Here is a 14,905-nt window from a genome sequence, read left to right on the forward strand (position 1 = left end):
TAAGGTAGATTTTGCAGGAGGTGTTGATTTTGCCCAATAGTCAAGATGAAAAAGTTATCTTAAAAAAAATAGATCAACTAGTTGCAAATGCTAAGGAAGCTCAACAAGAATATTTAAAGCTTAACCAGAAGCAAATTGATGAGATAGTTAAAGCAATGGCTTTAGCAGGCCTAGATCATCATATGAAACTAGCCAAATTAGCAGTAGAGGAAACAAAAAGAGGAATTTATGAGGATAAAATAATAAAAAATATTTTTGCTACTGAGGAAGTTTACCATAGCATTAAATACGAAAAAACCGTGGGTGTGATTAATGAAAACCCGGAAGAAGACTTTCTCGAATTTGCCGAGCCTATTGGCATCGTTGCAGCAGTCATACCCGTTACTAATCCTACATCCACTACCATGTTTAAAGCTTTGATTTGTGCTAAAACTCGTAATCCAGTGATTTTTAGTTTCCACCCCGGTTCATTGAATTGCAGTATTGCAGCTGCTAAAATAATGTTGGATGCTGCTGTACAAGCAGGTGCCCCTAAAAATTGTATTAGCTGGATTGAGGAACCTTCCATTGAGGCAACCAAACAATTAATGGCTCACCCCGGTGTATCCATGATTCTGGCTACAGGAGGCTCCCAATTAGTGTGCACTGCTTATAGCCAGGGTAAACCCGCTTTAGGCGTAGGTCCTGGAAATGTTCCTTGTTATATCGAAAAAACAGCTAATCTTCGCCGGGCTATCACGGACTTAATCTTAAGCAAAACTTTTGACAACGGATTAATTTGCGCTTCTGAACAAGCAGTAATCATTGACCGGGAAATTGCCCAAGAAGCCATTTCCTATATGCAGCAAAGTGGCTGTTATTTTGTGAATGCTGAAGAGTTAGAGCTATTAAATAGACTTGTTGTCAGTGAAGATAAAAGAACGCTCAATACAGCCATTGTAGGACAAACAGCCTCATTTATTGCTGAACAGGCAGGGTTTCAAGTACCACCGGAAACAAAGGTATTGATTGCTGAATTGCAAGGAATCGGCCCTGAATTTCCCTTATCCCGAGAAAAACTTTCTCCGATTTTAGCTATGTACATTGTCAACAACACTGACGAGGGCATTAAACGCTGCGAAGAAATGATTGAATTTGGCGGTTTAGGACATTCAGCTGTAATTCATTCAGAAGACCAGCAAGTAATCCAACGGTTTTCTAAAATAATCCAAGCGGGAAGAATCATTGTCAATTCTCCGAGTACCCATGGTGCCATTGGAGACATTTATAATACTAATATTCCTTCTTTAACTTTAGGCTGTGGTTCTATGGGCAGGAATTCCACTACAGCAAATGTTAGTGTTAAAAATTTAATCAATGTGAAAAGAGTTGCCAAACGCCGAGAAAAAATGCAGTGGTTTAGAATTCCAGAAAGAATCTTTTTTATGCCCGGCTCCATCCAATACCTGGAAAAAATGACCGGCATCAAAAAAGCTTTAATTGTCACCGATAAAGTTATGTTACAAATGGGTTACGTTGATAAAGTAACTTATCATTTGGAAAAACGCTTTAATCAAGTACAGATTGAAGTTTTTGAAGAAGTGCTGCCAGACCCTCCTATTGAGATAGTTTCCAAAGGAGTTAAATTTATGAAATCCTTTAATCCAGATACTCTTATTGCTCTGGGAGGCGGCTCAGTTATTGACACGGCAAAAGGTATGTGGCTCTTCTATGAATATCCTGAAATGGAATTTGAATTCCTAAAATTAAAATTTATGGACATCCGTAAGCGTACCTACAAATATCCCAAGCTTGGGAGAAAAGTTAAGCTTGTAACTATTCCCACTACTAGCGGCAGCGGCTCGGAAGTTACAGCTTTTACAGTTATTTCAGACAAAGGAAAGCAAATTAAATATCCCTTGGCCGATTATGAACTTACTCCTGATGTAGCCATTATTGACAGCGACTTTGTCATGTCCATGCCCCCTCAGTTAACTGCGGATACAGGTTTGGATGTTTTAACCCACGCCATAGAAGCATATGTTTCCGTTATGGCTTCTGACTTTACTGATGGAAACGCTTTAAAGGCCATAGAATTAGTCTTTAAATATCTACCCCGGGCATATAAAAATGGAGCACAAGACCAGGAAGCAAGATTAAAAATGCACAATGCTTCCACTATTGCCGGAATAGCCTTTACTAATGCTTTCTTAGGCATTAATCATAGTCTAGCCCATACTCTAGGAGGACAGTTTAACATACCTCACGGCAGGGCTAATGCTATTTTACTGCCCTATGTGATTCAATATAATGCTAGCCCCCCTAGTAAATTTGTTTCCTTCCCTAACTATGAATATTATGTAGCACCCAGAAAGTATCAAGAAATAGCTAAATATTTAGGTCTGCCGGCAGGTACTGAGCAAGAAGGTGTTCAGAGCCTCATCTTAGAAATCAGAAAGTTGCTGCAGCAGTTGGAGATACCTCTTACTTTAGCTGAAAATGGTATCCCTGAAGCTGAATTCATACAGGTTGTTGAGGACATGGCAGAAAAAGCCTTTGAAGACCAGTGTACCTCATCTAACCCCAGAATGCCTCTTATCTCTGAATTAGCGCAGATATACAAAAAGGCCTTCCAAGGGCAATAAAAAAATAGGCAGCCAAAGTAACCACCCGTTTTTATTTAGTTAAAACTATGGTAAAGTAATGATATCTGTGGGAGGTGGTTTACTTTATGCCAAATACCAATGCTGCCAGTGAGATTAACCGCTTGGTACAGAATGTACTCATATACATCTGTAATGGCCTCTGATTATACTATATTGCGCCTAATAAATTTCAACAAATTGCTAAATATTTGGATTTACCCGGCAGCACTACTAGCGAGAGTGTCAGCAGTTTAATTTTAGCAGTGCGGGAATTATTAATGGAGCTAATGGAGTGGGACTTGTTTCGCTCAGCCGTCAGCGGCGGTGCGGAAGGTCAACCCGCGTGCGAGCTTGTCCAGAGCGAAATAATACATGTGGGCCTTGTCTACAATCTAAGGCAATATTAAATGTATTGCCTTTCTTAGACCGATTAATTTTAGCGCAACGCTAAGGCTTGCAAGCAATTATTTACTTAAAGTAACAAACAATCTGGGAGGTAGTCTAATATGTACCCCTACATGGTAGATCCCCGCGGTGAAGGCTCTTACGATGAAGCATTTGACGCCAGCAGAGCAAGACTAGCAGCTTTAACAGTAGAGCAAATACAAGAAAAAACCCTTTGTCCTTTTTCCAAAACTACAAATACATTTTCTTTAGGAAGTTTTGGTCAGAAGCTGGAAATTCTCTATCCGGAAGGGAAAATTTATTTTGCGGGACATCCTGAATGTCAACCCCTATTATGGTGGGCTTTGATTGCTTTAAATTACCTTTCGGCAGCCAAGAAAGTTCCTTTAACATATAACTGGGTCTCCTATAAAGACCTTCCCGACGGACGGGTTTTCTTTCCTAACATTAAAAAGACTGTCTTAGAACCTTTAAGCTCTTTATATGGAGCCTGCGAAAAAACTATTTTCCTCACTGCTGTACAGCAACTTGGTTTTTCCATTGTAGATGGGAAAGCAGATTTAACACTGCATGGCTGGTTTGCACCGCGTATTCCAATTCTTGCCCAATTTTGGAATGAGGACGAAGAATTACCCTCCTCCTGCCAAATACTTTTTGATAGTTCTATAGCAGAACAAATGCATATTGAAGATAGCGCAGCCCTCTGCAACGCCATAGCAGACCTTATTATGGGGCAATATAAATATTGTCTAAGCAAGCTCTAAATATTTCTGTTTAATGCTTTTAAAATCTTCCCAAGCAGGCTGTTTTTTCCCTGGATCCCGTAAAAGAGCAGCAGGATGATAGGTAGCCATAAGATAATACCCCTTTCGTTCAATCCACTGACCTCTTTGACTGGTTATTTTGAAATCGGGACTAATGATTGCTTGAGCAGCTATTCTGCCTAAACAAACAAGTATTTTCGGTCTAACTAACAGCACCTGATTGCGGAGATAATTTAAACAGGCTTCCTTCTCTTCTTCCTTAGGATCCCGATTATAAGGAGGTCTGCATTTAACTACATTAGCAATGTAAACAAGTTCTCTGTTTAACTCTATAGCTGCCAACATTTTATCTAATAAAAGGCCTGCAGGGCCAACAAAAGGCAAACCCTGCAGGTCTTCCTGTTCTCCAGGTCCTTCTCCAATAAACATAATTTTCCCTTGCCGATTGCCCATGCCCAGAACCACATTAGTCCTTTTCGCATGAAGTTCACATTTCCGACATCCTGAACAAACTTTTTCTAATTCTTCCCAAGTTAACACTTTCTGTACCTCTTAACTTTCTTCTATAAAGCGCAAACTAATATCCAAAGCTTTCACGGAATGGGTTAAAGCACCTACGGAAATAATATCTACTCCTGTCTCAGCTACAGCTCGAAGATTAGCTAAACTTATGTTGCCCGAAGCCTCTAAGATAGCTTGGCCTTGAGTTAATTCTACAGCACGTTTCATAGTTGGAATATCCATGTTATCCAGCATAATAATATCTGCTTTAGCTGCTAAAGCCTCTTCTAACTGAGACAATGTTTCTACCTCTACTTCTACCTTCCCTGTATGGGGAATCCTTTCTTTAGCTCTTTGGACAGCAGTTGTAATGCCTCCACAAGCTTTTATGTGGTTATCCTTGATTAAGACCCCATCAGAAAGATTAAAACGATGGTTAAACCCTCCTCCGACTCTAACCGCATATTTCTCTAAATAGCGTAAGCCTGGTATAGTTTTCCTGGTATCAACTACTCTCGTTTGTAAACCTTCTAATAATCTTACATACTGTGCTGTCTGGGAAGCAATACCTGATAGACGCTGTAAAATATTTAAAGCCAGCCTTTCACCCTTTAAAATACTTCGAGCAGGGCCAGCAATTTTGGCAATTAAATCTCCCTTATCCACTGAGCTTCCTTCAGAAATTAAATTTTCCAACACAATATTAGGGTCTAAAATTTGAAAGACCCTGCCCATAACTTCTAAACCGGCAATAACCCCTGCCTCTTTAGCAATAAAGTTTCCCTTAACTTGGACACTATCATCAATAAGGTAATCTGTAGTCAGATCACCATTATGCAAATCTTCATTAAGCCATGCTTTTATTTTTTCATCGATTAAAAACCAATTCATCTTTAACTTCTCCCCGTTTAATCAAATAGTGGGCACCCACACTCTTCTTACGGTGTCTGGCCTGCTGGGCTATTAATTTAGCTGTGGCTAGAATATTTAAACATTCAAAGTACTCTTGCTGAAGAACTGCTTTACTTTGGAGCTTCTCTTCTATTTTAGACAATGCCAATAAGCATTTTTCCAGTCCTTGATCATTTCTTACTATTCCGGCATATTCCCGCATTAAAGTTTGAATATTAGTTAACTCGGTGGAAACTTGACTTGGTCCGGCAGCAAAATTAACTGCAGCAGGCAGCTCCTTAGCAAATTCAATCCTCTGCTGACTAATCTCTTCATTAATCTGTTGGGCTGCTCTGTTGGCAAAAACAACTGCTTCCAATAAAGAATTAGAGGCTAGCCTGTTTGCTCCATGGACACCGGTGCAGGCTGTTTCCCCACAGGCATATAAGCCTGGCAGATTTGTTTTGCCGTATAAATCTGTTTTGATCCCACCCATACAGTAATGTTGGGCAGGCGACACAGGAATCATTTCTGTAGTTATATCAAGCCCGTATTGTCGGCATTTAGCATAAATATTGGGGAATCTTTTAGGAATAAATTCAGCAGGTAAATGAGTTGCATCCAGGTAAACATGATCAGTTGCAGTTTTCTTCATTTCATAATAAATAGCACGAGCTACAACATCTCGGGGAGCCAACTCGCCTCTGGAATCATAATTTTGCATAAATCTTTCGCCTTGCAGGTTTTTTAAGATAGCCCCTTCTCCCCGCAATGCTTCGGAAATAAGAAATCTTCTCTTCTCTTTGCTATAAAAAACAGTAGGATGGAATTGAATAAATTCCATATTGACTACCTGGACACCAGCCCTATTCGCCATGCCGATGGCATCACCTGTAGCAGTATCTGCATTGGTTGTAACACCATAAACCATGCCGATACCTCCAGTTGCTAAGATAACTGCCTTGGCGTAGTATGCAGAAACCTGATTATCTTCTAAAACCAGTACTCCTACACAGCATCCATTTTGAACTATTAAGTCCACACCAAAACTGTTTTCCCGGACAGTAATATTTTTTCTTTGCCACACATCTTTGGCTAAGGCCCGCACGATGCCCCTGCCTGTGGCATCGCCGTCTATATGCAAAATTCTAGATTTGCTATGGCCCCCCTCCCGGGTTAGAGCAAGCTTCCCTTTATCCTGGTCAAAAACAACACCTAATTTATGTAAATTATGAATATTTTCCTCAGCCTCATTAACTAATACCTGGACTGCCTTTAAGTCGCATACTCCTGCCCCTACTTTGAGGGTATCATCTAAATGATATTCAGGCTTGTCATCGGCAGAAATTGCCGCAGCTATACCACCTTGGGCCAAGTAGGAATTAGATACCTCTATTTTATCCTTCGTTAGGATAGTTACATCTAGGGAGTCAGCTAGTGTTAGAGCTGCGTACAGGCCTGCAATTCCTCCCCCAACAATTAAGACATCACAATGCTTATTCATCTTACCACCTGGTTTTTTCTATTATACTCAAGAGTATTGAAACATTCTTTCTAAAGCTAGTAATGCTTTTTCCCTAATCTCCTTTTCAACCTCAATCTGATATTTCATTTCGTCTAAAGCAGCAAATACATCTTGGAGCCGGGTCTTTTTCATATTGGGACAAATTAATTTTGGGGACAACAAATAAATGTTTTTGTCCGGATTTTCTCTTTTTAAACGGTGATAAACACCTTGCTCTGTGCCGATAATTACATTATGTGCTGTGCTTTCTTTAGCTCGTCTAATAATTTGTGCTGTACTGCCTACAAAATCCGCTTGCTCCACAATTTCTGTTTTACATTCTGGATGGACTAAAAATTCCACATCTGCATGGATCTTTTTAATGGCCTCCAGTTCATCCAAATTAATGCGGTGGTGTGTTGGACAGTAGCCCTTCCAAAAGATAAATTTCTTCTCAGGCACCTTTTGGGAAATAAAGCAGCCTAAATTTTGATCTGGAACAAAGATAATTTCATCTTCTGGAATATTTTGTACCAATTTAACTGCGTTAGATGAAGTACAGCAGTAATCACTAACAGCCTTAACTTCTGCAGAAGAATTTACGTAGCAGACTACAGCAGCCTGAGGATGCTCAGCCTTTAGTTGTAAAACATCCTTCTCTTCCACCATATCCGCCATGGGACAACCCGCATCAATAGCAGGCAGCAGTACTGTTTTATCCGGGGAAAGAATTTTGGCTGTTTCGGCCATAAACTTAACGCCACAAAAAACAATTACCTCAGCATCTGTTGCTGCCGCCTTGCGGCTTAGCTCCAAAGAATCGCCTACAAAATCTGCAACATCCTGAACATCTTCTATTTGATATAGATGAGCTAAAATGACAGCTCTCTTCTTTTCCTTTAATTCTTTAATTTTTTGCATTAAATCTTTTACGTTTTCCATTTTAGCCCTTCTTTCTTACAGGTACTTTTTATTGCTAGCTAACCAACTTTATTGCCTGAAAGCTTAGTTTTATTATAGTTTACGATTTAGTTTTTGACAAAAAATAAAAAATAAGTCTTAGGTTTTAGTTAATTTTAATATATTTTGGGAACAACATAAAGAAAATAATGAAATTTTTGGTGTAATAAGTTACTTTTAAAACAGGTAAATTAATAATGATCTGGAATTAAACATATAATGAATAAACTAAAATCCAATTTAGGAGGAAAAAATGAACAAAAGTATCTTAGCATTAGCTATAGCCGGAACAATACTCTTTAGCCAATATCCTTCCTCGGCTAAGGGAGAAATTCAAGCACGTAGCGACATCGAAAATAAATATAAATGGAACACACAGGATATCTATCCTAGTTTAGATGCCTGGGAGAAGGACTTCAATCGTGTTCAAAAAGAATTAATACCAAACATTTCTAAATTCCAGGGTAAATTAAATCGACCAGAGACTATATTAGCTTGTTTTCAAGCAGATGAGGAATTATCAAAAACCTTGGAAAAAATAAATGCCTATGCCCATTTAACAGCAGATGAAAACCAGAAGGAGCAATTGGGCACAGAACTAACATCCAGAGTACAAGGGTTACTTGCCCGAGCTAGTGAAGCCTCAGCATTCATTCATCCTGAACTACTGGCCCAACCTGAAAACGAATTAAAAAGCTATATCAAAAATACAGCTTTTAAAGATTATCGGCATTTTTTAGAAATACTTCTGCGGCTTAAGCCCCACACTCTTTCTCAACAAGAAGAGGCATTGCTGGCAAGTATTTCAGAATTAACAGTTGCTCCAGAAAATATCTTTATTAAGGCGACTACTGCCGATTTAGAATTTCCTAAAATACAGACTAAAAATGGAGAAACCATTCAACTTTCAGAAGCTAAGTATTTGAGCTTAATGCAAAATAAAGACAGGGACTTGCGTAAAGCAGCCTACAAAGGTATAATGGGCAGCTATGCTGGTCAGCAAAATACTTTAGCTGCTACTCTAAGTACAAAAGTCAAGGCCCATGTTAACTTAGCACGGATACGAAAATACCCGTCGGCATTAAATGCCTCCCTAGAGTCCAGCAATGTTCCAAGTGATGTCTATAACAACCTAGTTAAAGCTACTAATGGGCATTTAAGCTCTTTACATAAATACATAGCCTTACGGAAAAAAATTATGCAGCTTGATAAACTACATATGTATGATTTAATGGTTCCTTTGGTCCGTGACGTAGACAAAAAAATCTCCTTTGCAGAAGGACAACAGCTAGTCCTGAAAGGGCTGGAACCATTGGGCAGTGAATACCAAAAGGTCTTAAAAGATTCATTTAACAACCGCTGGATTGACGTCTACCCAACTAAAAACAAAAAATCAGGAGCTTATTGTTTTGGAGTCTACGGTGTTCACCCATACTTATTGCTGAACTATAATGAAACAATTGAAGATGTGCTGACTTTAGCTCATGAACTAGGCCATGCTATGCATAACTACTATTCAACCAAAAATCAGTCCTATTTTAATTCTGGGCAGCCTATTTTTACGGCTGAAGTTGCTTCCACAACAAATGAGTTTTTGTTAAATAATTATTTAATCGAGCATGCTGCCACCGAACAGGAAAAATTATTTTACGTCAACCATCTGTTAGAAACAATTAGGAATACTTTTTTCACACAAGTAATGTATTCTGAATTTGAACAGCAAATCCATGAGCGTATCGAAAAAGGAGAGGCTCTTTCCGCCCAAACTCTTAATGATATGTGGAAAAGATTGCTGCAAAAATATTATGGTCCAGATATGGTTATTGATAACGAAGCAACGTCAGGCTGGGCTAGAATTCCTCATTTTTATTACAATTTTTATGTATTTAAATATGCAACTTCCATTGCGGCAGCAAATACTCTAGTTCAGGGAATCAGCTCTGGGGATAAAGCAGCTACAGAAAAATACTTAAACTTCTTAAAAGCCGGCGACTCAGACTACCCTGTAGAGATTTTAAAACAAGCTGGAGTCCATATGGAATCCCCTCAAGTAATTAATGATTTATTAACGAAATTCGATCAACTCGTTGCTGAAATGGAGAAGCTAGTGATAGAATAAAAGTAAAAATATAACAGTGGAGGTATTGATTATGTCTTTTCTAGATATTGCCAAAAAGCGGCAGTCTGTGCGCAGCTTTGAAAATAGGCCTGTGGAAAAAGAAAAGCTACTGCAGGTGCTGGAAGCCGCTCGGGTAGCGCCTTCGGCAGTAAACTACCAGCCGTGGCATTTTATAGTTCTCCAAGATGAAGAAATGAAGAAAAAGGTAGCCAATTCTTACGCCAAGGATTGGCTGCAAAAAGCGCCGATAATTATCGTGGCCTGCGGGGATCACTCTAAATCCTGGCACCGGGCTGACGGAAAGGATCACTTGGACATTGATTTAGCCATTGCTGTTGAACATATGGTTTTAGCCGCCGTCGATTTGGGCTTAGGTTCCTGCTGGGTCTGCGCCTTTGATGCTAAAAAATGCAGTAAAGTTTTAGATCTCCCTGCCGAGTTTGAACCTATTGCCTTACTCCCCCTAGGCTACCCGGCAGGAGAACCGGCAGACCCTAACCGCCACGCCAGCAGAAGAAAACCGCTGGATGATTTTATTCATTGGGATGGCTTGAACAAGTAGCTGTTTTTCTCATAAAAAAACCATGGCTGCCTTAAGTGGCCATGGTTTTTTATTACGTTTTTGCTTTTTACTGCTGTCCATAACCATGCAAATAAAAATTTCTCATGGCTGCAATATCTTCACTGCTTAACTCCACAACACCGCCTAAAAGACTAGCCATAATTGTAATTTGAGCCGCCTTCTCGACAATTTGGCATACTCGCAACGCTTCTCGCAAATCTCTCCCTACGCCTACTACGCCATGATTAGCCAACAAAACTGCATTTCTTCCTTCCATAGCTTGGACAGCTGCAGTTCCTAGTTCTGCCGTACCTGGTAATACATATTTACTGACTCTTACGTCTCCTCCTACTATTTGGACAAGATCTTCTACAGCTGCAGGAATAGGTTTTCTGGCTGCAGCTAAAGCGCTGGCATAGATGCTATGGGTATGAACAATTGCGTTTACATCTTTCCTCCCTTGGTAAATAGCAAGATGCAATGGCAGCTCACTAGAAGGGCGGCGATTTCCTCCCACAATTTTACCCTGAAAATCAACTAAGACAATATCGCTAGGCTGTAATTCATTGTAATCCATACCACTGGGAGTAAGTGCCATGACTTCTTCTTCAGTCACACGAGTACTGATATTTCCCCAGGTGCCCACTACAAGATTTGAGTTGAACATTGCTAAACCTGTAGCTACAACATCTTGGCATGCTTTTATGGTTTTATTCACAATAATTTCTCTCCTCTTATTGCCTTCCTTACTTATTCTTCCTACTTTGCCAGTAATTTAAAACTTTTATTTCAAAGCTAATAATTTAGGTTTATAAGGTGCATGTAAAATGCCCCTTTCCGTAATAATTCCCGTAATATTCTCATAAGGTGTAACATCAAAAGCTGGGTTATACACCTTAATCTGAGGAGGAGCAATCCTTTCATTGCCAATATGAGTAACTTCCTTTTCATCCCGCTCCTCAATAACAATTTCTTTCCCCGTTTCAATGGCAAAATCGACTGTAGTCAAGGGAGCAGCTATATAAAAGGGTACGTTAAAATGTTTAGCAATTTCCGAAAGCATATAAGTACCAATTTTATTGGCCGTATCTCCATTTAAAGCGATGCGGTCAGCACCAACTAAAATTAAATCAATTTTACCATCTCTAATTAAGGTTGGAGCAACTGTATCGGGAATTAAAGTGGCTGGAATTCCTTCTTGCACTAATTCCCAGGCAGTAAGCCTAGCACCCTGCAACCTTGGCCTTGTTTCGTCGGCATAGACATGAATATTTTTGCCTTGTCCATGGGCTTCCCTAATGATTCCCAGAGCAGTACCATAACCTACCGTCGCTAAAGCACCCGTATTACAATGGGTTAAAATATTTACCCCTTGTGGGATCAAAGTATTTCCTAATCTGGCTATTTGTTTGTTAGTTTCCACGTCTTCTAAAGCAATTTGATCTGCTTCAGTTTTTAATAATTGATAAATAGCCTCATTGTTTAAGTTCTGATTATTAAATAAAACATCATTCATTCTACGGACTGCCCAAACTAAGTTAACAGCCGTTGGCCTAGCTTCCGCAATTGTTTCACTAGCTTTCGCCATTTTAGTCAAAAACTCTGCTTTAGAAAGCACCATGAATTCCTGGGCTGCCAAAACAATACCATATGCCCCAGCTGAGCCAATAGCAGGTGCACCTCGTACAACCATTTCTTTGATAGCGTAAACCACCTCTTGGTAGCCACGGCACTTAACTAATTCACACCGTAGAGGTAGACAACGTTGATCTAGCAAATATAGAACATTATCTAAAAATTCAATGCTTTTAACTTCCACTTGTAAATTCACCTCAAATACTCTCAGTGTAGTTATCTTACTATTATAGTTATTATCATTATGATAACTATATACGATAACTATAATAGTATGAATCTGCAAGACAGTAAAGGTGCTGCCATATTATCATCATAAATTTTTAATTTTGAAAATTTCACTTGTATAGATTAGCAAAAGTAGCAGCATTTCCTCCGGGGAATAGGGAAAATGCAAAAATATTTCAAAAAATTTAAAGAACAACAAATCAAAGAAACCTAGGAAACGGGCTCAGAAGTAGGTAAGAGTAAAACGTATACCGTCATCGGCGGAATTTAAAGAAATGTAACATAAAACAATTAACTTAAAAAGATCTTGGAAGGAAAAATCTGGAAACAACTATACTAAAGAGTGGAAATGCTTCTGTTGTTTCAATCCTTGTTATGTTGGAATTTCCTCAGTAACACTAGTAATTTTAAAAAATGCAGTATACGCTGGCCGGTTTCAATCCTTGTTATGTTGGAATTTCCTCAGTAACGAAGTATAGAGAAAATGGGGGGTTTAAAAATTTTTAAGTTTCAATCCTTGTTATGTTGGAATTTCCTCAGTAACATGTAAAAGTAACTGATAATCCAAACGACCCTGCTTTGTTTCAATCCTTGTTATGTTGGAATTTCCTCAGTAACCAGTACAAAAACTTAGGCAGAGGGAAAAAGAAAGTTTCAATCCTTGTTATGTTGGAATTTCCTCAGTAACACAAGTGGCTTCGTACCTCACTCGCGTCCCATACGTGTTTCAATCCTTGTTATGTTGGAATTTCCTCAGTAACCAATTTTCCTAAGTTCCTCAGCCACTTTTTCTGTGAAGTTTCAATCCTTGTTATGTTGGAATTTCCTCAGTAACAGGAGGGTGAATAACGTGAGGGATTATCGGTTTAGAGGGTTTCAATCCTTGTTATGTTGGAATTTCCTCAGTAACGGCAATAGCATATAGTAAAGCTTTTGCTCTTTATAGGTTTCAATCCTTGTTATGTTGGAATTTCCTCAGTAACTTGGGTCACGAAATAAATTTACAACCTTCTTCCGCGAGTTTCAATCCTTGTTATGTTGGAATTTCCTCAGTAACAACGGGTATTTATTGTGATACGTGCAATGCTCTTCAGGTTTCAATCCTTGTTATGTTGGAATTTCCTCAGTAACTGCCTGTATCCGTTCGGAATACTTAAATGAGTTGTTGGTTTCAATCCTTGTTATGTTGGAATTTCCTCAGTAACGAGACAATGCACGAACGATTAAGATCTATCAGAAAGTTTCAATCCTTGTTATGTTGGAATTTCCTCAGTAACGGATTTAGGTTTAAAAGTACCTGCTGTAGCAGCAACGTTTCAATCCTTGTTATGTTGGAATTTCCTCAGTAACGACTTAAGGTTTAATATTATTTATGAGCTGATGTAGTTTCAATCCTTGTTATGTTGGAATTTCCTCAGTAACTGCGGGGCCTTCAACGCTTCCTCGCCTGCCTGCAGGTTTCAATCCTTGTTATGTTGGAATTTCCTCAGTAACCGTCAGTACAAAAACTTAGGCAGAGGGAAAAAGAAAGTTTCAATCCTTGTTATGTTGGAATTTCCTCAGTAACTTGAATACGGATTCATTGACAACGCTGCGGATAGGGCGTTTCAATCCTTGTTATGTTGGAATTTCCTCAGTAACAGTTGTTTAATTCGTTTCCTGGCGGCAAGTTGTTTATGTTTCAATCCTTGTTATGTTGGAATTTCCTCAGTAACTGTTTATGTTCATTCTGATATTCAACAGATTCTTGAAGAGTTTCAATCCTTGTTATGTTGGAATTTCCTCAGTAACCAGCAAACTATCAGCAAGAACCTATTGACATAAAGGGGTTTCAATCCTTGTTATGTTGGAATTTCCTCAGTAACAAGGCTGGACTTGGGCTGATGTTGAACCTTATGTTCAGTTTCAATCCTTGTTATGTTGGAATTTCCTCAGTAACCGCAAACAGCTGAAAAACCTTTAATTAAAAGGATCTGGAGGTTTTTTTCTTAAAATTAAATGGCTTAGAACAGACTATAAGAATAAATATTACACCCACTTTTTTTAACCCATTTACATACTTTTTGCATCCTCAAAACCCGCTAATTTCAAGGCTTTTGGAAGCTTCTAAACCTTCTACGCAAATATTTTTGTAGCAACAATCCACACATCTGGCCTTATATTTTGTTGCCTTTGGATAATAGTTTTCCTCTATAATTTTTCGCATATCCTTTAATGCAGCATCCAATATAAGCCAATCCCGCTGTGTGAATTTTATTTCAGCCAGATAATTCTTACTTCTAATATAACATAAATATCCTGTATAAACTGGTTTTTCATAATTTTCGCTGATTAGTGCTCCGTATATTAAGGCCTGAATTCGGTAAGTTGAATAAATTACTCCTTTATACTCGGCAAATTTGTAGTCAAGAGGTGCCATTGTACCATCTGCCAATTGTAATACTTCATCCACCTTACCTTTTAATCCTAATTTTTTACTGTGAAGAAAAATATCAATTTCCTTCTTTGTACAAGCTATCTTTTTACGAACATACTCTTTGTTTATCTGACTTTTGTATTGGTGGATATCCCTTCCTTTCATAACCTTAAACCGATTGTGCTCATTTTGAGGTATCTTGAGGCACCGCATATAATAAATAAATCTGGGGCAATATAAAAATTCTATTACTTCAGAGGGGTTTAGCAATTCCCTGTCGTTCACCTTGTACATCT

The 14,905-nt window shown here is 38.7% G+C and carries 11 protein-coding genes and 1 CRISPR repeat array; of the genes, 4 read left to right on the forward strand and 7 right to left on the reverse strand.

The genetic code is table 11. The features are described from left to right. Positions 1–29 precede the first annotated feature (29 nt). Together adhE and RDV78_01295 are read left to right on the forward strand one after the other, a co-directional pair. The gene (gene adhE / locus RDV78_01290; GenBank protein ID MDS1029137.1) at positions 30–2,624 is read left to right on the forward strand and encodes a bifunctional acetaldehyde-CoA/alcohol dehydrogenase; all 2,595 of its coding nucleotides are present in this window, start codon (positions 30–32) and stop codon (positions 2,622–2,624) included. 506 nt (positions 2,625–3,130) lie between these two features. Beyond that, on the forward strand, positions 3,131–3,793 hold the full coding sequence (locus tag RDV78_01295) for a DUF3786 domain-containing protein (GenBank protein ID MDS1029138.1): 663 nt from the start codon (positions 3,131–3,133) through the stop codon (positions 3,791–3,793). On the opposite strand, the gene RDV78_01300 is transcribed toward RDV78_01295, so the two are convergent. The 4 genes from RDV78_01300 to nadA are packed head-to-tail and all read right to left on the reverse strand — an operon-like array spanning position 3,779 to position 7,631. Next, positions 3,779–4,333, reverse strand: coding sequence for a uracil-DNA glycosylase (locus tag RDV78_01300; GenBank protein MDS1029139.1), 555 nt, complete (start codon positions 4,331–4,333; stop codon positions 3,779–3,781). The two genes, RDV78_01295 and RDV78_01300, sit on opposite strands and share 15 nt — an antisense overlap. A gap of 12 nt (positions 4,334–4,345) precedes the next feature. Further along, a complete protein-coding gene (gene nadC / locus RDV78_01305; protein ID MDS1029140.1) occupies positions 4,346–5,185 on the reverse strand; it encodes a carboxylating nicotinate-nucleotide diphosphorylase in 840 nt (279 codons plus the stop codon). Next, positions 5,163–6,689: an L-aspartate oxidase gene (gene nadB, locus RDV78_01310; GenBank protein ID MDS1029141.1), complete on the reverse strand. Its 1,527-nt coding sequence runs from the start codon at positions 6,687–6,689 to the stop codon at positions 5,163–5,165. Before nadB ends, nadC begins: the two co-directional genes overlap by 23 nt. Positions 6,690–6,716: 27 nt before the next feature. After that, positions 6,717–7,631 carry a quinolinate synthase NadA gene (gene nadA / locus RDV78_01315; protein ID MDS1029142.1) on the reverse strand — a complete coding sequence of 305 codons (915 nt, stop codon included), beginning with the start codon at positions 7,629–7,631 and terminating at the stop codon, positions 6,717–6,719. 271 nt (positions 7,632–7,902) lie between these two features. Here nadA and pepF point away from each other — a divergent pair, with 271 nt between their 5' ends. Both pepF and RDV78_01325 read left to right on the forward strand, forming a co-directional pair. Then, a complete protein-coding gene (pepF, locus tag RDV78_01320) occupies positions 7,903–9,768 on the forward strand; it encodes an oligoendopeptidase F (protein ID MDS1029143.1) in 1,866 nt (621 codons plus the stop codon). 31 nt (positions 9,769–9,799) lie between these two features. After that, on the forward strand, positions 9,800–10,330 hold the full coding sequence (locus tag RDV78_01325) for a nitroreductase family protein (protein ID MDS1029144.1): 531 nt from the start codon (positions 9,800–9,802) through the stop codon (positions 10,328–10,330). 67 nt (positions 10,331–10,397) lie between these two features. Here the strand turns inward: RDV78_01325 and RDV78_01330 are convergent, their stop codons facing one another. The 3 genes from RDV78_01330 to cas4 form a co-directional block, all read right to left on the reverse strand. Then, positions 10,398–11,048 carry a class II aldolase/adducin family protein gene (locus RDV78_01330; protein ID MDS1029145.1) on the reverse strand — a complete coding sequence of 217 codons (651 nt, stop codon included), beginning with the start codon at positions 11,046–11,048 and terminating at the stop codon, positions 10,398–10,400. 66 nt (positions 11,049–11,114) lie between these two features. Next, on the reverse strand, positions 11,115–12,161 hold the full coding sequence (gene mtnA / locus RDV78_01335; protein ID MDS1029146.1) for an S-methyl-5-thioribose-1-phosphate isomerase: 1,047 nt from the start codon (positions 12,159–12,161) through the stop codon (positions 11,115–11,117). Between the two features lie 392 nt (positions 12,162–12,553). Continuing rightward, positions 12,554–14,132: direct repeats of the CRISPR family, unit length 37 nt; unit sequence GTTTCAATCCTTGTTATGTTGGAATTTCCTCAGTAAC. 132 nt (positions 14,133–14,264) lie between these two features. Continuing rightward, positions 14,265–14,903 (reverse strand): CRISPR-associated protein Cas4, encoded by a 639-nt coding sequence (gene cas4 / locus RDV78_01340; protein ID MDS1029147.1) that lies wholly within the window; start codon positions 14,901–14,903, stop codon positions 14,265–14,267. Between the last annotated feature and the right edge of the window lie 2 nt (positions 14,904–14,905).

The sequence above is a fragment of the Bacillota bacterium LX-D genome (genome assembly GCA_031628995.1).
Lineage (GTDB): Bacteria > Bacillota > DUOV01 > DUOV01 > Zhaonellaceae > JAVLUO01.